The organism is Bradyrhizobium roseum (genome assembly GCF_030413175.1).
Classification (GTDB): domain Bacteria; phylum Pseudomonadota; class Alphaproteobacteria; order Rhizobiales; family Xanthobacteraceae; genus Bradyrhizobium; species Bradyrhizobium roseum.
Genome location: NZ_CP129212.1, coordinates 791,363 through 809,515, shown reverse-complemented (window position 1 = coordinate 809,515; position 18,153 = coordinate 791,363). Strand labels below are relative to the sequence as shown.

The window sequence follows — 18,153 nt, the reverse complement described above, 5'->3', positions numbered from 1 at the left end:
TTCCGCCGACGAACGAGCGGACGATGCGATGGCAGCTTTGCTCTGGATGTCAGTTTGCGCGGCCAGCGCGCCGGTTCACTCCGGCGCTAGCGCGACCTTGCGGAACGCCCTGACCAGCGCGCTCTCCAGCTTGCCCTCCATGCCGCAGAGTATCTGGTAGGCGTCCTGCCGGGGCATCGGCGGCTTGTAGGGCCTTGCCTCGACCAGTGCTGCAAAAATATCCGATATCGTCAGCAACCTGACCAGATCGGAAATCTGCGAGCCCGACAGTCCGTCCGGATAGCCGGAGCCATCGAGATATTCGTGATGATGCCGGACGCCGTCGAGGATTTCCGGGCTGATGCCGCGCACGCCCTTCAGCAATTCATATCCGATCGCGGGATGCCGCTTGATGATTTCCTCTTCCTCGGCATCGAGGCGTCCCGGCTTGTCGAGAATCGCGAGCGGAATGCGCGCCTTGCCGATGTCGTGCAGCGTCGCCGCCATCCCGAGCCGCGAGACGTCGCCGCCGGAAAATCCGACGTCCAGCCCGAAGGCGACGGCAATACCGGTCACGAGCAGGCAGTGCTGGAACGTGCCCTCGTGATAGCGGCGTACCTCGTCGAGCCATGTCGAAAGCCCGTCCTGCCCGACGCGGGTGATGATCTTGGAGGTCGCCCGCTGCGCATCGGCCAGCTTCAGCGGCTTGCCATTGCGCACATTCGAAAACATCGAGGCGAAGGCGGCAACGCCCTCGTCCGCCGTCGGCGGTTCTGCGGCGCCATCTTCTGCAGCGGTTTCCGCCTGTTCGATCTCCGCCACCTTGAGAACGGCTTCCTTGGGACGTGAAATTACTGCCGTCGCGCCGAGCGCGTAGGCCTGCGCCACCATCGAGCGGGAAAGATTGTGAACGACGAACAGCTTCTCGGGAATCTCGGCGAGATCCTGCAAAACGAATTTGAGCTGATCGACGCGCGCCCCTTGCCGCAGGTCGATGTCGACCATCAGCACGCCGTGCGACCTGACCCCGGTGCCGTCGCCGCCCAATACCCAGGGAAGTACGGCGTGTTGCGGCTCGAGCATCGCACGAACCGCCGGCAGCTTCGTCGGTTCGTCGGTGACAAAATAAACGAGCATTCCTGGAACTTCCGTACTCGGTACTCTAGAGGTAGCTGCTCTTTAAAATTCAAGCATTGACCGGAAATGAAACCGCTAGCCGATATATCCCACCATGGATCGGCGCATTCGTCGCATTGCATTTCAGCCTTTAATCAACATCAAACTTGGCTACCTTGCCGTTAAGTTCCGACCTCGTATAACTACGGACCCCAAACGGGTGAGCGCGTCCGTCAGGATCGAAAGGACCGTCAGATCGAGGGCGCCATCAGTGAGTGATTTCCCGTCGTTTCGAAGCGAAACCAGCTACGGAAGATTGACGTGGTGCGCACTGGCCTCGTTCGGGAGCGTGATCGCCGCCGTCCCGGCATTCGCGCAGGCCGATCTCGCCGGCGCGACGAGCAAGCTCACGCTGCAGGTCGCGACCACCATCCTCGGCGAGAAATGCCGCCGCATCGAAGCGCCAGAGCCCGCCTCGCTGGCTTCGGTATCGCTGCACCGAACCTTCAACGACGATTTCGACACCCATCCCCTGTTGGACAACAGATGGGCCCCGCATTACGCTGGCGGCCCGGCCTGGCCGGAAGCGCGTTATTGGGGCGGCGACGGCTCTGACTTCAGGCGCAAGACCAACTGGAACGGCGAGCAGCAGATCTATGTCGACCCGCGCTATGGCGGACGGGAAACAACGCCGCTCGGACTCGACCCGTTCAAGGTCAAGGACGGTGTTCTCTCGATCGTCGCCAGCCGCACCCCCGCGGCGCTGAAAACCTTGCTGTTCGACAATGAATATATCTCGGGAATCCTGACGACACAGGGCCGGTTTTCCCAGAAGTACGGATACTTCGAAATCCGCGCCAGGATACCGGTCGGCATCGGCGTGTGGCCGGCGTTCTGGATGCTCGCCGATAATGGCGGCTGGCCGCCCGAAGTCGATATCATGGAAGGCCGCGGGCAGCGGCCGGGCGACATCGCGATGACGACGCACTGGCGCATCCCGGAAACGCAGCGCGTGGAGCGCTGCGGCTTCGACTTCCGGGTTCCGGACGCGCCGACCGCCTTCCACAATTACGGCGCGTTGTGGCAGCCGGACCGCATCACCTATTTCATCGATCGTCGACCGGTATCCGAGATCAAGGTTCCCGTCGGCTTCATCGATCCGATGTACATGATCGTCAATCTCGCAATGGGTTCGAAGACGTTCGAGGGCGTGGGATTCGTCGACGGCCTGTCGCCCGCGACCGTCGCCTTCGAGATCGACCGCATATCCGCCTATCAAATCGACGAACGCTGACCGGAGACAATGGATGTTCGGAAAATTCTCGCGCCGGCATTTTGCCAAGCTCGCAGGCGCGTCGGCGCTCGGCGTCGCAACCGCGCCGGCTCACGCCGCCGCGCCGGCAACGGCCGGGCAGCCTGCCAGCTTTCCGCAAGGCTTCGTGTGGGGCACCGCCACGTCGTCGTACCAGATCGAAGGCGCTGTCAATGAAGACGGTCGTGGCCGCTCGATCTGGGATACGTTTTCGCATACGCCGGGCAAGATCGAGGACGGCACCACCGGCGACCGCGCCAACGAACACTACCATCGCTACAAGGAAGACATCGGCCTCATCAAACAGATCGGCGCCAAGGCCTACCGGTTTTCCATCGCATGGCCGCGGGTGTTTCCGGACGGAACGGGGGCGCCGAACCCCAAGGGACTCGACTTCTACGACCGCCTCGTCGACGAACTACTCAAGAACGGCATCGAGCCGTTTGCTACGCTGTATCACTGGGACCTGCCGCAGGCGCTCGAGGATCGGCGCGGCGGCTGGCGCTCCAGCGAAACCTCGAAAGCGTTTGCGGACTATGCGGGCCACATGGCGGCGCGCCTGACCGACCGCGTCAAATCGATCTTCACCATCAACGAGGCCGGCAGGTTCGTGACCTTCGGCTACGGATTGGGCATCGATGCGCCCGGACTGAAGCTGCCGGATGCCGACGTCAACCAGGTCCGTCACCATGTGGCGCTTGCGCATGGGCTTGCCGTGCAGGCGATCCGCGCCCGCGGGCGCGCTGGCACCAAGGTCGGCCCCGCGGAAAACCTCGCGACCTGCGTACCGGCATTCGACACACCTGAACACGTTCGCGCCGCCGAGATCGCGACGCGCGAGCTCAATTCGGGCTTCCTCGGCGTCATCCTGGAAGGCAAGTACACGGACGGCTTCCTGCAATATGCCGGCAGCAACGCACCGAAATTCACCGCAGAAGAATTGAAGATCATTTCGTCGCCGAACGATTTCGTCGGCCTCAACATCTACGCGCCGCAGTTCTACATCGCGGCCTCCGACAAGCCGCCCGGCTGGAAAATGCTGCCCTTCCCCGCGTCATTCCCGCACATGAGTTCGGATTGGCTTCGCGTCGGTCCCGAGACGATCTACTGGGCGCCGCGGCTGGCGGCAAAAGTCTGGAACATCGAGAACATCTACATCAGCGAGAACGGCACCTCGTCGGAAGACAAGGTCAGCGCCGACGGCCAGATCTACGATCTCGATCGCATCATGTATCTGCGCAACTACCTGCGGCAGCTGCAGCGCGCGACGTCAGAGGGCGTTCCGGTACGCGGCTATTTCCTCTGGAGCCTGATGGATAATTTCGAATGGATCTACGGCTATGAAAAGCGCTTCGGCATCTTCCATGTCGACTTTGCGACGCAGCGCCGGACGCCGAAACTCAGCGTCGACTTCTATCGTGACGTGGTGGCGCGCAACGCGATCGGCGTGTGATGGCCAACGCCATGAATTGTGCGCGGCCTTTTCGGAGGAACGGCATGCACTTTCCGGAACAGCACCAGGATCAATACCGCGCGGCCTGCCGCACCGGCGCTGAGACCTCGGAGATCGAGCGCGTCTTGCCCTCGACCGCCACAGTCGTGACCGGTTCTTGCGCCAGCTTGCGCGGCGATTCGTGACCGACAAACAGGCTGGCCGCGGTTAGCAACAGCACGACATAAAGTGCGAACACGCCGCCGACCCATTTCCAGTAAAGCTGGCGGGCTTGTGGCGTCAGGCTTTCGATCAACCGCCGCATGATGGCCTCCTCGGGAATGAATGCGCTGCGTATACGCCCCAAGTCACGCCTGGTGTGTGACTTACTTCACAGAAATGAATTGAACGGAGAACCCGTTGACCGGAGCTGAATTGAAGAAACTTCGCGAGCATCTGGGCGAAGCCATCGGCCAGAAGCTGTCGGTCGCCGACATGGCCAAACTCTGCGGGCTGGAGGGCCCTGATGGCGCCGACACCATCCGCAAATGGGAGGTCACCGGTCCGGCCGGACCCGTGGCGGAGTTCCTGCGGATTCTGTCGATGGCCAGCGACCGCTACCCGATCCTGGACATGTTCAACGTATTCGACCGCCACGACGTGCCGGCGAAAGAACGGCCTGCCCGCCGGCAGGCCTTTCGCGAACAGATGCGCAGCGACGTGCGACGCCGCATTGGTTAAGCAAAGCTTGCCGGAAGGGGCGAAAGGTCCGCGAAATTAAGCCTTCCCTAACCTTTGATTAGTCCTTCATTAAGCACGAAAAACGTTTACCTGCCAATGGGTTGGGTTACGACCCGGTGTCACCGCCAAGTGACAGCATTTTAGTCAAATGCCGTCTATCTCCGTGGCCATGGAGGGCGGCCCGCGTCGAGGTCGCCGAACGGTTTTCGGAGACCAGCACAATGAAAAAGATCCTCGCAGCCCTCGTCGCCGCCGCGGCCCTCACCGCCGCCGCCCCGGCTTTCGGCGCCGATCTCGGCGGCCGCTCCTACTACAAGGGGCCTCCGGCCTATGCCGCGCCACTCTATAACTGGACTGGCTTTTATATCGGTGGCCATGTCGGCGGTGCATTCAGCGGCAGCAGCGATTTCAACGGCGCGGTGCTGAGCGATTCCAGCGCCCGCGTGCTCGGCGGCATCCAGGCCGGCCTGGATTGGCAGTTCGCGCAGAACTGGGTGCTCGGCACCGAGGGCCAGTATTCCTGGCTCGGCAAGAGCAACCTCACCGCCACCTTCCCCGGCGCCTACGTCTATACCAACGACCAGCGCGGCCTCGGTTCGGTCACCGCCCGCCTCGGCTACACCTGGGGTCCGGGCCTGCTCTATGTCAAAGGCGGCTATGCCTATTCCGACAACAACGAGCGGGTGACGCTGGCCGGCGCGCCGATCCCCTTCCTGCTCAACGGCAACCACAGCAACGGTTGGACCGTCGGCGCCGGCCTCGAATACATGGTCGCCCCGAACTGGGCGGTCAAAGGCGAGTACATGTATTATGACTTCGGCACCGCGCGGTTCGCGAGCCCTGTCGCGCTCGCGCCGTTTGGAAGCTTCCGCACCGACGACCACACGCTGAAGCTCGGCGTCAACTATCGCTTCAACTTCGCGAGCCCCGTCGCCGCACGCTACTGAGTAACCTCAACTATCAGTTGCAGAAGGCCGACGTTCGCGCCGGCCTTCTTATTTTTTGGCGCGAGTTTTCCGGTTTGCGGAACAGAATAATTCATTCGCCACCAAAAAAGCGACGAAAAGCCCTTCAATTCCAAACTTGTTAACCGGGTAAGGGGATACTGCCGCCAGGAAACACCTCAAGGTAGCGCGGACGGGGCAGTGGGCAAAATGGCGGCACCAATCAAATCCAAGGGTTTTAGCTTCGGCGTGAGGGGCAGCCTGTTTGCCGCCTTCGCCGTCATCGCGGGCATGGCGATCATCATCTCCGCCGGCGCCGGCTTGATGCTCGGGCGCCTCGGCGGCACCATGATTGACCTCAGCGCCCGGGACATCCCGCGTCTTGCCGCGAGCCTGCAATTGTCCGCACAGAGCGCGAGCCTCGCGAGCCAGGGGCCGGCGCTGCTGGCGGCGCGCAGCGAAGAAGCACTGAACGATCGCACCCGGAAAATGAAGGAAACCCAGGCGATCGCGACGCAGAAGCTCGGCGAGATCGTCGAACTCGGCGCCGACAAGGCGGTCGTCGCGGCACTCACCGAGAACATGAAAAACATCGACGCGGTGATCAAGAGCCTCGGCTCGGCCGCCCTCGAACGGCTCGAACTCGCCGCGCAGCACGAAAGGCTGTACGCCGCGGTCCGCAAGGCGCAACGGCGCTTCGTCGCCGCGGCCGGTCCCGCGGCGATCGACGCGCAGACCGAGCTCTACAGCATCTACGCCGCGCCGAACTTCTCCCAGTCCGACGCCATCAAGGCGCACAAGACCGCCGAGCAGCTTGCCGACATCGCCGCCAGCGGCAACCTCATGGCTTTCGACATGATCGCCGCGCTGTCTGCGACCAACGGCCAAACGCTGGAAAACATCGGCAAGGAATTCCGCACGGCGCAGGGGCGCGTGAAGTCGAACGTGGAAGCGCTGCCGAAAACCACGGCGATGAACGTGGTCCGCTCGGCGACGCTGGAATTGCTGGCGCTGGCCGACGGCAAGGCCGGTATCTTCAAGGTCCGTCAGCAGGAACTGGATGCGGATGATTTCGGCCAGACCATTCTGGAGGAAACCCGCAAGCTCAACGTCGGACTCGGAATCAGCGTGCAGCAGCTGGTCGATGGCGTTCAGAAGGAAACCGACGCCGCGACCTGGCAGGCGCGCCAGGAGATTTCGTTCGGGACCATGGTCATGCTCGCGCTCGGCATCGGCACGCTGGTCGGTTCGGTGCTGTTCGTCTGGCTCTATGTCGGCCGCAACATCCTGCGGCGGATCAGCAACCTGCAGCAATCGATGCAGGTTTTGTCCAGCGGCGACCTCGAAACCGATATCTACCAGACCCACCACCAGGACGAGATCGGCGTCATGGCCGACTCGCTCCAGGTGTTCCGCGAGAGCATGATCCAGAGCCGCGCGCTCTCCGCCGAGCAGGACAAGGACCGCATCGCCAAGAGCGAACGTGCCAGCCGCATGGAAGCCCGCATCGTCGAGTTCGAAACCACCGTCCGCACCGCGCTCGACAGCCTGTCGAACGCCGCGGGCTCGATGCAGACCACCGCAAAGGCCATGTCCGCGACCGCCGACAAGTCCAGCGCGCTGGTGACCACGGTCGCGACCGCCGCCGAGCAGACCTCCGCCAACGTGCAGACGGTGTCCTCGGGCACCGAGGAATTGTCGTCGTCCATCGAGGAGATCGGCCGCCAGGTCGTCACCTCCTCCGAAATCGCCCGCAAGGCGGTCGAAGACGCCGGCGCGACCGACGCCACCATGCAGGGGCTCGCGGACAACGCCGCGCGCATCAGCGTGGTGGTCGACCTGATCCAGACCATCGCCTCGCAGACCAACCTGCTGGCGCTGAACGCCACCATCGAGGCCGCGCGCGCTGGCGACGCCGGCCGCGGTTTTGCCGTGGTCGCCTCCGAAGTGAAGAGCCTCGCCAACCAGACCGCAAAGGCCACCGACGAGATCCGCCAGCAGATCGGCAGCATGCAGACGGTGACGGAGACCGCGGTCTCCGCGATCCGCAACATCAGCGGCACGATCGCCGAGATCAACGAGGTGACGACGGCGATCGCGGCCGCGGTCGAGGAACAGGGTGCGGCGACGCGCGAAATCGCGCGCAACATCCAGCATGCCGCCAGCGGCACCACCGAGGTTTCCACCAACATCGTCGGCGTCTCCAGCGCCTCGGCCCAGGCCGGAACCACCGCCAACGAGGTGCTGACCGCCTCCGACAAGCTGCGCCGCGAGGCCGACGTGCTGCGCGAGGAAATCGACGCGTTCCTGTCGAATATCCGGGCGGCGTAAGAGACGGTCGTCCCGGCCTTGGGCCGGATGCAGCTGCCACAAACTCGCTGTCGTCCCGGGCTTGACCCGGGACCCATACGCCGCGGCCGTTATTGCCGGAAAGAAAGATAACGACCTGCGAGCAGATCAATTTCCGCCGGTGGTTATGGGTCCCGGGTCAAGCCCGGGACGACGATTGAGGTCTTGGCCGGCTCCGCGCCCCCAATGCACGCCTGCGTCCTACCCCCATTTTTTCAACTAGCGCAGCGCCGCCTCTGCCGCTAAGCCGGTAGCATGCATTCGAAAACCGACACCGTGCCGTCCTCGGCCGAGGCACTGCGATACCCTTGGGAAAGCCACCCCGGCCACGATCAGGTCGTCGAAGTGGTGCCCGGCGTGCTTTGGATCCGTCTGAAGCTGCCGTTCCGGCTCAATCACGTGAACATCTACCTGCTGGCCGACGGCGACGGCTGGGCGATGGTCGATTCCGGATTCGGCAATGAAGAGACCATTGCGGCGTGGACGACGCTGTTCGAGGGACCGCTGCAGCATGTGAGGGTGACGCGGCTGATCGTCACCCATTCGCATCCCGATCATGTCGGCCTTGCCGGCTGGATCACGGAGCGCTTCGACTGCCCGCTGCAGATGTCGCAGGTCGAATACCTGCAATCGGTCTATCACCAGAACCGCGGCACCGAAGAGCGGAAAAACGCACAGCGGTTGTTCTTCCGCCGTCACGGCATGGACGAGGACCTGACCGACAAGCTGCTCGGCCGCGGCCAGGATTATCTGAAGCGCGTCTCGGTGCTGCCGCCGGCTTACCACCGCATTTCCCACGGCGACGAGGTCGTGATCGGCACCCGCCGCTTCAAGGTCATCACCGGCGGCGGCCACGCCCTCGACCAGGTCATGCTGTATTGCGCGGCCGACAAGCTGTTTCTCTCCGCCGACCAGGTCCTGAGCAAGATCTCGCCCAATGTCAGCGTCTGGGCCGTCGAGCCCGACCAGAACTCGCTGGGCGAATATCTGGCCTCGCTTGCCAGCCTGACCACCACCCTGCCCTACGACGTCATGGTGCTGCCCGGCCACGGCGTGCCGTTCTACGGCTTGAAGACCCGTATCAAGCAGCTCGCCGATCATCACGAGGATCGCTGCCGCCTGATCGCGGAAGCCTGCCGGGAAGTCCCGCAAACGTCACGGGAACTGGTGCCGGTCGTGTTCAACAAATATCCGCTCGATGTACACCAGATGGGCTTTGCTTCCGGCGAGTTGATCGCCCACGTCAATTACATGATCAACGAAGGGCGCCTGACCTCGGAAATGACCGACGGCGTCCTGCGCTTCCGGACCACCTGACAGCGACAGGCTGAATCGGGAGGGCGGATGCAGTGGTGCTTCGCATTCTGACCCATACGCCGCTCCAAGGCGTTCACGGTACTCGCCTACCTGACCTGACCAAACTAACCCATGGCTATTGCACCCAAATGGGCGCACGGTCGCGGCATGTTAAAATTGACGCCACACCGGACGTTTTTTCGTGTTCAAATTTTCCATGCGTGTAGCCCTGATTTGATGCCGTCATGTTGACGCGGTCAGCCCTGCTTGTTGAGAACGGACTACCTGATCTTCCCGCGTTGCTTGTCGAGCCGCACCGCAACCCCGGCGGAATTTGGCGGATCAAGTTCAGCTATGAGACGAGCGAGCCGCTTTCGATGAGTGCCGCGCAGGCATCGACGATGGCGTCCGCGCTTCATGCGATCGGTGAGGTCGAATTGGCCGACGAGATCGATGGCGCGCTGAAAAGTGCGGTTCGCTATTCATCGATGTGACTTCCCGATCCCCGGGCAATGCCGCACGCAAAGGAAAATGCATGAAAACGGTTGCCGCCGTATTGGCGCTGTTCGCCTTCGCATCGGGCGCGCTTGCCGCAGGCCAGGAGTGCCGTTTGATCGAAAGCACGAGCGCGCGACTCGCCTGCTACGACGCCGCGTCGCCTCCGAAAACAGAAAAGCCCAAGGCGCTTGAGAGAGACGCCTCGCGACCTGAATACAGGGACCCCTTCCTCGCGGAGGACGCCCGAACCGCCGCCAAACTGAAGAACATCTGCCGCGGTTGTTGAACCGCCCGGAAAAACACGATCGTTCCGCCTTGGCGCTGCTGGCGCGACAGGACGACCGCCAAAGGACTGCCAAAAGGACTGCAATGGCCAAGACGTCTGACTACAGGATCGTTACCTTTCAACGCCAACCCGGACTTTGGCGCGCCAACATGACGCCGATTGTTCAACCCGCCACGATCACGCGGGGGGACGCGATCCGGGGCTTTGTGACGGCGGAAGACAGCAAGTCCGAAGAAGATGCCGTCATCGCCGCCCATCGCGCCATCAGGGAACTGGACGGTTAGCCGGATTTGGGTCGCCCAGCGGGCGGTTCACGGTTTCGGCGGCGCGGCGAAAATCCCGGGACCGAATCCCGCCTAGCGTCTTGATCCTGATCAATATTTCTTCGCCTAGGTAGTATCCCGGAGCGGCCCTGAAATGTGGGATTCCGCATGGACACCCAAGCTGGAAAGGCTCTAAAAAGGCCGAGCGAAACCGGCCGGTTCCGCCTCAGCTCTTCCTCCGCCTCGGGTTTCGCGATGGATTACAGCCAATTCTTCCAGTCCGCCCTCAATCGCCTGCATGACGAGCGGCGCTACCGCGTTTTCGCCGATCTCGAACGGATCGCCGGCCGATTTCCCCACGCGGTGTGGCACTCGCCCAAGGGCAAGCGCGACGTCGTGATCTGGTGTTCCAACGATTATCTCGGCATGGGCCAGCATCCCAAGGTGGTCGGCGCCATGGTCGAAACCGCCACAAGAGTCGGCACCGGCGCCGGCGGCACCCGCAACATCGCCGGCACCCATCATCCGCTGGTGCAGCTCGAACAGGAACTCGCCGACCTGCACGGCAAGCAGGCCTCGCTGCTGTTCACCTCGGGCTACGTCTCGAACCAGACCGGCATCTCGACGATCGCCAAGCTGATTCCGAACTGCCTGATCCTCTCCGACGCGCTGAACCACAATTCGATGATCGAGGGCGTGCGCCAGGCCGGCTGCGAACGCCAGATCTTCCGCCATAACGACATGGCGCATCTGGAAGAACTCCTGATCGCCGCCGGCCCTGACCGGCCGAAGCTGATCGCCTGCGAGAGCCTGTATTCGATGGACGGCGACGTCGCGCCGCTGTCGAAGATCTGCGATCTCGCCGATAAATACGGCGCCATGACCTATGTCGACGAAGTCCATGCGGTCGGCATGTACGGCCCGCGCGGCGGCGGCATCGCCGAGCGTGACGGCGTCATGCATCGCATCGACGTGCTTGAAGGCACGCTCGCCAAGGCGTTCGGCTGCCTCGGCGGCTATATCGCCGGCAATGCCGAGATCATCGACGCGGTCCGCTCCTATGCGCCGGGCTTCATCTTCACCACCGCGCTGCCGCCGGCGATCTGCTCGGCCGCCACCGCCGCGATCCGCCACCTGAAGGGCTCGAACTGGGAGCGCGAACGTCATCAGGACCGCGCCGCCCGCGTCAAGGCGATTCTCAACGCCGCCGGCCTGCCCGTGATGTCGAGCGACACCCACATCGTGCCGCTGTTCGTCGGCGACCCCGAGAAGTGCAAGCAGGCCTGCGACATGCTGCTGGAGGAGCACGGCATCTACATCCAGCCGATCAACTATCCGACGGTCGCCAAGGGCACCGAGCGGCTGCGCATCACGCCCTCGCCCTACCACGACGACGGCCTGATTGACGGGCTCGCCGAGGCGCTGCTGCAGGTCTGGGACCGTCTTGGCCTGCCGGTGAAGCAGAAATCGCTGGCGGCCGAGTAACCCTACTCACCCAAGCCTCGCAAAATTGGGCCGGTGGCGCGATGCGCTGCTGGCCCAAAGCGTTTATACTCCTGGTTTCCGGCATTGGCGCCAGCGCGCGTCCGACCGGAGAGGGAGACAAGCAGCGATGCTGCACGACTGGGGCGTAATCGCCGCCGCCTTTGCCTATATCGGCCTGCTGTTCTTCGTCGCCAGCTATGGCGACCGGCTGTCGCCGGGCCAGCGTGGCCGCGCCGGCATGCTGATCTATCCGCTGTCGCTGGCGATCTACTGCACCTCGTGGACCTTCTTCGGCTCGGTCGGTTTCGCCACCCGCACCAGCATCGACTTCCTTGCGATCTATGTCGGCCCGATCCTGATGATCGGCCTGTGCACGCCGCTGCTGCGACGCGTGATCCAGCTCGCCAAATCGCAGAACATCACCTCGATCGCCGACTTCATCGCGGCGCGCTACGGCAAGAGCCAGGCGGTGGCCGCCACCGTCGCCGTCATCGCGATCGTCGGCTCCGTGCCGTATATCGCGCTGCAGCTCAAGGCGGTGGCGTCCTCGCTGGAAACGATTTTGGGCGAGGACAAGCTGTTCTCCTCGATCCCGATCATCGGCGACATCGCGCTGGTGGTGACGCTGGCGATGGCGGCGTTCGCGGTGCTGTTCGGCACCCGGCAGACCGACGCCACCGAACACCAGCACGGCCTGATGCTGGCGGTCGCCACCGAATCCATCGTCAAGCTGGTGGCCTTCCTCGCCGCCGGCGCCTTCGTCACCTTCTGGATGTTCACGCCGGTCGAACTGATCGAACGCGCGATGAAGACGCCGGAGGCTGTGCGCGCGATGAACTATTCTCCGTCGATCGGCAATTTCCTCACCATGACGCTATTGTCTTTCTGCGCGATCATGCTGCTGCCGCGGCAGTTTCACGTCAGCGTGGTCGAGAACTCCAGCCCGGCGGAGGTCAGCCGCGCCCGCTGGCTGTTTCCGCTCTATCTGGTCGCGATCAATCTGTTCGTGATTCCGATTGCCCTTGCCGGCCTCGTCACCTTCCCGTTCGGCGCCGTCGACAGCGACATGTACGTGCTGGCGCTGCCGATCGAGGCGGATGCCACGCTGCTCAGCATTGCCGTCTTCGTCGGCGGCCTGTCGGCGGCGACCGCGATGGTGATCGTGGAATGCGTCGCGCTCTCCATCATGGTCTCCAATGACATCGTGCTGCCGCTGGTGCTGCAGCGCGGCCGGGCGGCGCGCGACGGCAGCAAGGATTTTGGCGACTTCCTGCTCAGCATCCGGCGCTTTGCCATCTTCGCCATCATGGTGATGGCGTATCTGTACTATCGCGCGCTCGGCAACACGCAGTTGGCGGCGATCGGCCTCTTGTCGTTCGCAGCGCTGGCGCAACTGGCGCCGGCCTTCTTCGGTGGACTTTTCTGGCGCGAAGGCACCGCGCGCGGCGCCATGACCGGTATGCTGGTCGGCTTTGCCGTGTGGGCCTATACGCTGTTCGTGCCGAGCTTCCTGGAAGGCAGCACCGCCGGTCTGCTTTTCCTGCAACATGGCCCGTTCGGCATCGAGGCGCTGCGACCGCGGGCGCTATTCGGCGCCGATCTGCCGCCGCTGATGCATGGCGTGATCTGGTCGCTGTCGCTCAACATCCTCACCTATATCGTGATGTCGCTGGCGCAACGGCCGTCGTCGATCGAGCGGCTGCAGGCGGACCTGTTCGTACCCAGCGCGCTGACGCCGATCGCGCCGACGTTTCGTCGCTGGCGTACCACCGTGACCGTGCAGGACATCCAGAGCACGGTGGCGCAATATCTCGGCCCGGAGCGCGCCGCCCAGGCGTTCGAGGCCTTCGCCATCAGCCATCCAGGCCATCTCGATCCATCGGCCCCCGCCGATTTCGAATTGCTGCAGCACGCCGAACGCCTGATCGCCTCCTCGATCGGGGCGGCCTCCTCGCGCCTCGTGATGTCGCTGCTGCTGCGCAAGCGCACCGTCTCTGCCAAGGCCGCGCTGAAACTGCTCGACGATTCCCACGCCGCGCTGCATTTCAACCGCGAGATCCTGCAGACCGCGCTGAACCATGTGCGCCAGGGCATTGCGGTGTTCGATGCGGACCTGCAGCTGATCTGCTCGAACGCCCAGTTCGGCGAAATCCTCGCGCTGCCGCCGCATCTGGTGCAGCTCGGCATTCCCTTGCAGGAAATCCTCGAATTCATGGGCGCCGTCAGCGCAGCCGATCCTGGCGATCCCGATACGCTGCTGCAGCGGCGGCTGGAGGCCTACACCACCGAGGGCGCCCCCTATCTGGAGCGCCTGCCCGACCGCCACATGGTGATCGAGGTCCGCTCCAACCGGATGCCGGGCGGCGGGTTCGTCATCACCTTTTCCGACGTCACCCCGAGTTTTGAGGCGGCCGAGGCGCTGGAACGCGCCAATGCGACGCTGGAAAAACGCGTGCGCGACCGCACCGAGGAACTGACGCGGCTGAACTCCGAGCTGGCCCAGGCCAAGAGCACCGCCGAGGACGCCAACATCTCGAAAACGCGGTTCCTGGCGGCTGCCAGCCACGACATCCTGCAGCCGCTCAACGCGGCGCGGCTCTATGTGACGAGCATGGTCGAGCGGCAGACCGGCGGCGAGGATTCGCGCCTAGTCGAGAACATCGACGACTCGCTGGAGGCGATCGAGGAAATCCTCGGCGCGCTGCTGGATATCTCGCGGCTCGACGCGGGCGCGATGACGACCTCGATCTCGAGCTTCAAGATGGCCGACCTGATGCGCTCGCTCGAGATCGAGTTCGCGCCGATCGCCCGCGCCAAGGGGCTGAAGCTGACCTTCGTGCCCTGCTCGCTGCCGGTGCAGTCCGACCGCTCGCTGTTGCGCCGGCTGCTGCAGAATTTCATTTCCAACGCCATCAAATACACCCCGCGCGGCCGCGTGCTGGTCGGCTGCCGCCGCCACGGACAGTCGCTGCAGATCGGCGTCTGGGACACCGGCGTCGGCATCCCCGTGACCAAGCGCGGCGAGATCTTCAAGGAATTTCACCGCCTCGAACAGGGCGCACGGATCGCGCGCGGCCTCGGCCTTGGCCTGTCGATCGTCGAGCGGCTGGCGCGCGTGCTCAACCACGGTATCGCGATCGACGCCACCGCCAGCGGCGGTTCGGTGTTTTCGGTGACGGTGCCGGTTGCCAACGCCATCGACCATACCGCCGCGGTCACCAGCGCAACGCCGCTTTCGAAGACGCCGATGAGCGGCGCCCTGATCGTCTGCATCGAGAACGATCCGGCGATCCTCGACGGCATGAAGACGCTGCTGACGGCGTGGGACGCCGAGGTGATCGCGGTGGCCGATCCGGACGCCGCGATCGCAGCGATCGAAGCCTCCGGCAACAGCGTGACCGGCCTCCTGGTCGACTACCATCTCGACCGCGGCAACGGTGTCGCCGCGATCCGCGAGATCCGCCGCCGCTTCGGCGAAGCCATTCCAGCCATCCTCATCACGGCGGACCGCAGCCCCAACGTCCGCGCCGCCGCCCGCGAGGAAAACATCGCGATCCTCAACAAGCCGGTGAAGCCGGCCTCGCTGCGCGCGCTGCTCGGCCAATGGCGCGCGCAGCAGATGGTGGCGGCGGAATAGATGGTCGTCATTCCGGGGCGCGCCCCTTGGCGCGAACCCGGAATCCAATTCACCGCTGGACCCGTTGCTTGTTGGATTCCGGGTTCGCGCCAAAAAGGCGCGCCCCGGAATGACGGCCGAGAGTTTACGTCGGATGCTAACCCGTCGGCGTGCCCTGGCGCCATTGGCCGCCGGCAATCTTCGCCGCCGCGATCACGGCCTGGGTCCGGCTCTCGACGCCGAGCTTCTGCAGGATCGCCGAGACGTGCGCCTTGATGGTGGCTTCCGAGACGCCGAGCTCGTAGGCGATCTGCTTGTTGAGCAGCCCTTCCGACAGCATCATCAGCACCCGCACCTGCTGCGGCGTCAGCGTTACCAGGCGGTCGCGCAGGCGCGACATGTCGGGGTCGTCGGCCGAGGACAGATCGGTGTCCGGCGGAACCCAGACCTCGCCCTCCATCACCTTCATGATCGCGTCGCGCAGCGTTTCGACGCCGAAGCGCTTGGGAATGAAGCCGGAGGCGCCGAAATCCAGCGAGCGGCGGATGGTTCCGGCATCGTCGCTGGCGGAGACGATGACCACCGGGATCGCCGGGTATTGCGCGCGCAAATAGATCAGGCCTGAGAAGCCGGAGATTCCAGGCATGGTGAGATCGAGCAGGATCAGGTCGACCTCGGAATCCCGTTCCAGCATCGCGGTAAGATCGTCGAACGAGCCGGCTTGGCTGACGACGGCGGACGCCATGACGCTGACAACCGCCTGACGCAACGCATCGCGGAACAGCGGATGGTCATCGGCGATGACGAGGCGGGTAATGGCAGAGGTCGTCATTCGGCTCTCTTGCACTGGCTTGCGAGGGGTCCGCTCCGCTTTGTCCCGCGTTGGACAGACGAGCGCAAGCGGCCAATCCTATCATGTTTGAAAGCAGTTAACCCGCACACTTGTGCGCTGCAATACGCCTCCGCGTTCCGCGGGACCCCGCACAAACCCGGCCGCACACGCCGTGCAAAGGGCCGAAAGTCGTATTGGGGGTGCTTTCACGGGGATGTTACCTTGGCACCAAGCCCAGCTAATCCGGCCAAGTTCGGCAAGGGCGGACTTTGCATCAATTTTGGGGAGTGTTGAAATGTCCACTATGACTGCCACATCCGGCAAGGCCGCAGGAATGACGAAGGACGAACGTTTCGTCATTCTCGCTTCCTCGCTCGGCACCGTCTTCGAATGGTACGACTTCTATCTGTTCGGCTCGCTCGCCAGCGTGATCGGCGCGCAGTTCTTCGGCGTGATCGATCCCGCGACAAACCAGCCGATGTTCAACCAGGCCACGCGCGACATCTTCGCGCTGCTGGCGTTCGCCGCGGGCTTCATCGTCCGTCCGTTCGGCGCCATCGTGTTCGGTCGCGTCGGCGACATCGTCGGCCGCAAATACACCTTCCTCGTCACCATCCTGATCATGGGCCTCTCGACGTTCATCGTCGGCATCCTGCCCAACGCGGCGACCATCGGCATCGCGGCGCCGATCATCCTGATCGCGTTGCGCCTGCTGCAGGGCCTCGCGCTCGGCGGCGAATATGGCGGTGCGGCAACCTATGTGGCCGAACATGCCCCGATGGGCAAACGCGGCTACTACACCTCGTTCATCCAGACCACGGCCACGCTCGGCCTGTTCCTGTCGCTGCTGGTGATCCTGTTCACCCGTACCGCGCTCGGCGAACCGGAATTCGCGAAATGGGGCTGGCGTATTCCGTTCCTGGTCTCGGTGCTGCTGCTCGGTATCTCGGTCTGGATCCGGCTGCGGCTCAATGAATCGCCGGTCTTCCAGAAGATGAAGGATGAGGGCAAGAGTTCGAAGGCCCCCTTGACCGAAGCCTTCGCCAACTGGAGCAACGCCAAGATCGTGATCATCGCCCTGCTCGGCGGCGTGATGGGCCAGGGCGTGGTCTGGTACACCGGCCAGTTCTACGCGCTGTTCTTCATGCAATCGATCCTCAAGGTCGATGGCTACACCGCCAACCTGTTGATCGCCTGGTCGCTGCTGTTCGGCACCGGCTTCTTCATCGTGTTCGGCGTGCTGTCCGACAAGATCGGCCGCAAGCCCATCATCCTGGCAGGCTGCCTGATCGCGGCGCTGACCTTCTTCCCGATCTTCAAGATGATCACCTCCAACGCCAACCCGGCGCTGGAGAAAGCGATCGAAACCGTGAAGGTCGAGGTCGTCTCGGATCCCGCGCTGTGCGGCGATCTGTTCAACCCGGTCGGCACCCGCGTCTTCACGGCGCCTTGCGACACGGCCCGCGCCTACCTCGCGCAGCAGTCGGTCAGGTATACGACCAGCTACGGCGCCGCAGGCTCCGGCGTAAAAGTCGTCGTCAACGGCAAGGAGACGGCCTATGCGGATGCCAAGACATCGAATCCAGCCGTGCTGGCGGCGGTGCAGGCCGCGGGCTACCCGAAGGCCGGCGACGCCCAGATCGTGAAGATGACGCATCCGTTCGACATCTTCAAACCGCAGGTCGCCGCGGTGATCGGGCTGCTGTTCATCCTGGTGATCTACGTCACCATGGTGTACGGGCCGATCGCGGCGATGCTGGTCGAACTGTTCCCGACCAAAATCCGCTACACCTCGATGTCGCTGCCCTACCACATCGGCAACGGCTGGTTCGGCGGATTGCTGCCGGCGACCGCCTTCGCGATCGTGGCCTCGACCGGCGATATCTACGCGGGTCTGTGGTATCCGATCATCTTCGCATCGATCACCGCGGTTGTCGGCTTCTTCTTCCTGCCGGAAACCAAGGACGTCGACATCACGAAGTAATCGGTTTCGTTCAGCGTAAC

15 protein-coding genes are annotated in these 18,153 nt (G+C 63.6%); 12 read left to right on the top strand and 3 right to left on the bottom strand.

The genetic code is table 11. The annotated features are described in order from the left end of the window. Positions 1-75: 75 nt before the first annotated feature. A complete protein-coding gene (locus QUH67_RS03685; protein WP_300945288.1) occupies positions 76-1,116 on the bottom strand; it encodes an HD-GYP domain-containing protein in 1,041 nt (346 codons plus the stop codon). A 250-nt stretch (positions 1,117-1,366) separates the two neighbouring features. On the opposite strand from QUH67_RS03685, the gene QUH67_RS03680 reads away from it, so the two are divergent. Next, a complete protein-coding gene (locus QUH67_RS03680) occupies positions 1,367-2,389 on the top strand; it encodes a glycoside hydrolase family 16 protein (RefSeq protein ID WP_407080405.1) in 1,023 nt (340 codons plus the stop codon). Between the two features lie 13 nt (positions 2,390-2,402). Continuing rightward, positions 2,403-3,860 (top strand): GH1 family beta-glucosidase, encoded by a 1,458-nt coding sequence (locus QUH67_RS03675; protein ID WP_300945287.1) that lies wholly within the window; start codon positions 2,403-2,405, stop codon positions 3,858-3,860. Positions 3,861-3,930: 70 nt separating this feature from the next. Here QUH67_RS03675 and QUH67_RS03670 read toward each other — a convergent pair whose 3' ends face one another. Next, complete coding sequence (locus QUH67_RS03670; RefSeq protein ID WP_300945286.1) at positions 3,931-4,164, bottom strand: hypothetical protein; 234 nt, start codon at positions 4,162-4,164, stop codon at positions 3,931-3,933. 95 nt (positions 4,165-4,259) lie between these two features. On the opposite strand from QUH67_RS03670, the gene QUH67_RS03665 reads away from it, so the two are divergent. The 9 genes from QUH67_RS03665 to QUH67_RS03625 all read left to right on the top strand — a co-directional run bounded on the left by QUH67_RS03665 (position 4,260) and on the right by QUH67_RS03625 (position 15,338). Next, positions 4,260-4,580 (top strand): hypothetical protein, encoded by a 321-nt coding sequence (locus QUH67_RS03665; protein ID WP_300945285.1) that lies wholly within the window; start codon positions 4,260-4,262, stop codon positions 4,578-4,580. Between the two features lie 221 nt (positions 4,581-4,801). Continuing rightward, the gene (locus QUH67_RS03660) at positions 4,802-5,527 is read left to right on the top strand and encodes an outer membrane protein (protein ID WP_300945284.1); all 726 of its coding nucleotides are present in this window, start codon (positions 4,802-4,804) and stop codon (positions 5,525-5,527) included. A 207-nt stretch (positions 5,528-5,734) separates the two neighbouring features. Further along, the gene (locus QUH67_RS03655) at positions 5,735-7,855 is read left to right on the top strand and encodes a methyl-accepting chemotaxis protein (protein ID WP_300945283.1); all 2,121 of its coding nucleotides are present in this window, start codon (positions 5,735-5,737) and stop codon (positions 7,853-7,855) included. 273 nt (positions 7,856-8,128) lie between these two features. After that, positions 8,129-9,190: an MBL fold metallo-hydrolase gene (locus QUH67_RS03650; RefSeq protein WP_300945282.1), complete on the top strand. Its 1,062-nt coding sequence runs from the start codon at positions 8,129-8,131 to the stop codon at positions 9,188-9,190. A gap of 224 nt (positions 9,191-9,414) precedes the next feature. Next, positions 9,415-9,663, top strand: a complete 249-nt coding sequence (locus QUH67_RS03645) for a hypothetical protein (RefSeq protein ID WP_300945281.1) — start codon at positions 9,415-9,417, stop codon at positions 9,661-9,663. Positions 9,664-9,704: 41 nt separating this feature from the next. Continuing rightward, positions 9,705-9,953, top strand: coding sequence for a hypothetical protein (locus QUH67_RS03640; protein WP_300945280.1), 249 nt, complete (start codon positions 9,705-9,707; stop codon positions 9,951-9,953). A 29-nt stretch (positions 9,954-9,982) separates the two neighbouring features. Continuing rightward, entirely contained in the window at positions 9,983-10,237 is a 255-nt protein-coding gene (locus tag QUH67_RS03635) for a hypothetical protein (RefSeq protein WP_300945279.1), read from the top strand. 234 nt (positions 10,238-10,471) lie between these two features. Further along, a complete protein-coding gene (hemA, locus tag QUH67_RS03630) occupies positions 10,472-11,701 on the top strand; it encodes a 5-aminolevulinate synthase (RefSeq protein ID WP_300945278.1) in 1,230 nt (409 codons plus the stop codon). A gap of 127 nt (positions 11,702-11,828) precedes the next feature. Further along, on the top strand, positions 11,829-15,338 hold the full coding sequence (locus tag QUH67_RS03625; protein WP_300945277.1) for a hybrid sensor histidine kinase/response regulator: 3,510 nt from the start codon (positions 11,829-11,831) through the stop codon (positions 15,336-15,338). 136 nt (positions 15,339-15,474) lie between these two features. Here QUH67_RS03625 and QUH67_RS03620 read toward each other — a convergent pair whose 3' ends face one another. Further along, the gene (locus QUH67_RS03620) at positions 15,475-16,149 is read right to left on the bottom strand and encodes a response regulator (RefSeq protein ID WP_300945276.1); all 675 of its coding nucleotides are present in this window, start codon (positions 16,147-16,149) and stop codon (positions 15,475-15,477) included. Positions 16,150-16,483: 334 nt separating this feature from the next. Between QUH67_RS03620 and QUH67_RS03615 the strand changes: the two genes are divergently transcribed. Then, positions 16,484-18,133 (top strand): MFS transporter, encoded by a 1,650-nt coding sequence (locus QUH67_RS03615; protein ID WP_407080442.1) that lies wholly within the window; start codon positions 16,484-16,486, stop codon positions 18,131-18,133. Positions 18,134-18,153: the final 20 nt, after the last annotated feature.

Coding starts and splice junctions, on each gene's coding strand:
- QUH67_RS03625 (WP_300945277.1), top strand. CDS start 11,829: ATGCTGCACGACTGGGGCGTAATCGCCGCCGCCTTTGCCTATATCGGC.
- QUH67_RS03655 (WP_300945283.1), top strand. CDS start 5,735: ATGGCGGCACCAATCAAATCCAAGGGTTTTAGCTTCGGCGTGAGGGGC.
- QUH67_RS03660 (WP_300945284.1), top strand. CDS start 4,802: ATGAAAAAGATCCTCGCAGCCCTCGTCGCCGCCGCGGCCCTCACCGCC.
- QUH67_RS03650 (WP_300945282.1), top strand. CDS start 8,129: ATGCATTCGAAAACCGACACCGTGCCGTCCTCGGCCGAGGCACTGCGA.
- QUH67_RS03615 (WP_407080442.1), top strand. CDS start 16,484: ATGACGAAGGACGAACGTTTCGTCATTCTCGCTTCCTCGCTCGGCACC.
- QUH67_RS03640 (WP_300945280.1), top strand. CDS start 9,705: ATGAAAACGGTTGCCGCCGTATTGGCGCTGTTCGCCTTCGCATCGGGC.
- hemA (WP_300945278.1), top strand. CDS start 10,472: ATGGATTACAGCCAATTCTTCCAGTCCGCCCTCAATCGCCTGCATGAC.
- QUH67_RS03620 (WP_300945276.1), bottom strand. CDS start 16,149: ATGACGACCTCTGCCATTACCCGCCTCGTCATCGCCGATGACCATCCG.
- QUH67_RS03670 (WP_300945286.1), bottom strand. CDS start 4,164: ATGCGGCGGTTGATCGAAAGCCTGACGCCACAAGCCCGCCAGCTTTAC.
- QUH67_RS03675 (WP_300945287.1), top strand. CDS start 2,403: ATGTTCGGAAAATTCTCGCGCCGGCATTTTGCCAAGCTCGCAGGCGCG.
- QUH67_RS03645 (WP_300945281.1), top strand. CDS start 9,415: ATGTTGACGCGGTCAGCCCTGCTTGTTGAGAACGGACTACCTGATCTT.
- QUH67_RS03685 (WP_300945288.1), bottom strand. CDS start 1,116: ATGCTCGTTTATTTTGTCACCGACGAACCGACGAAGCTGCCGGCGGTT.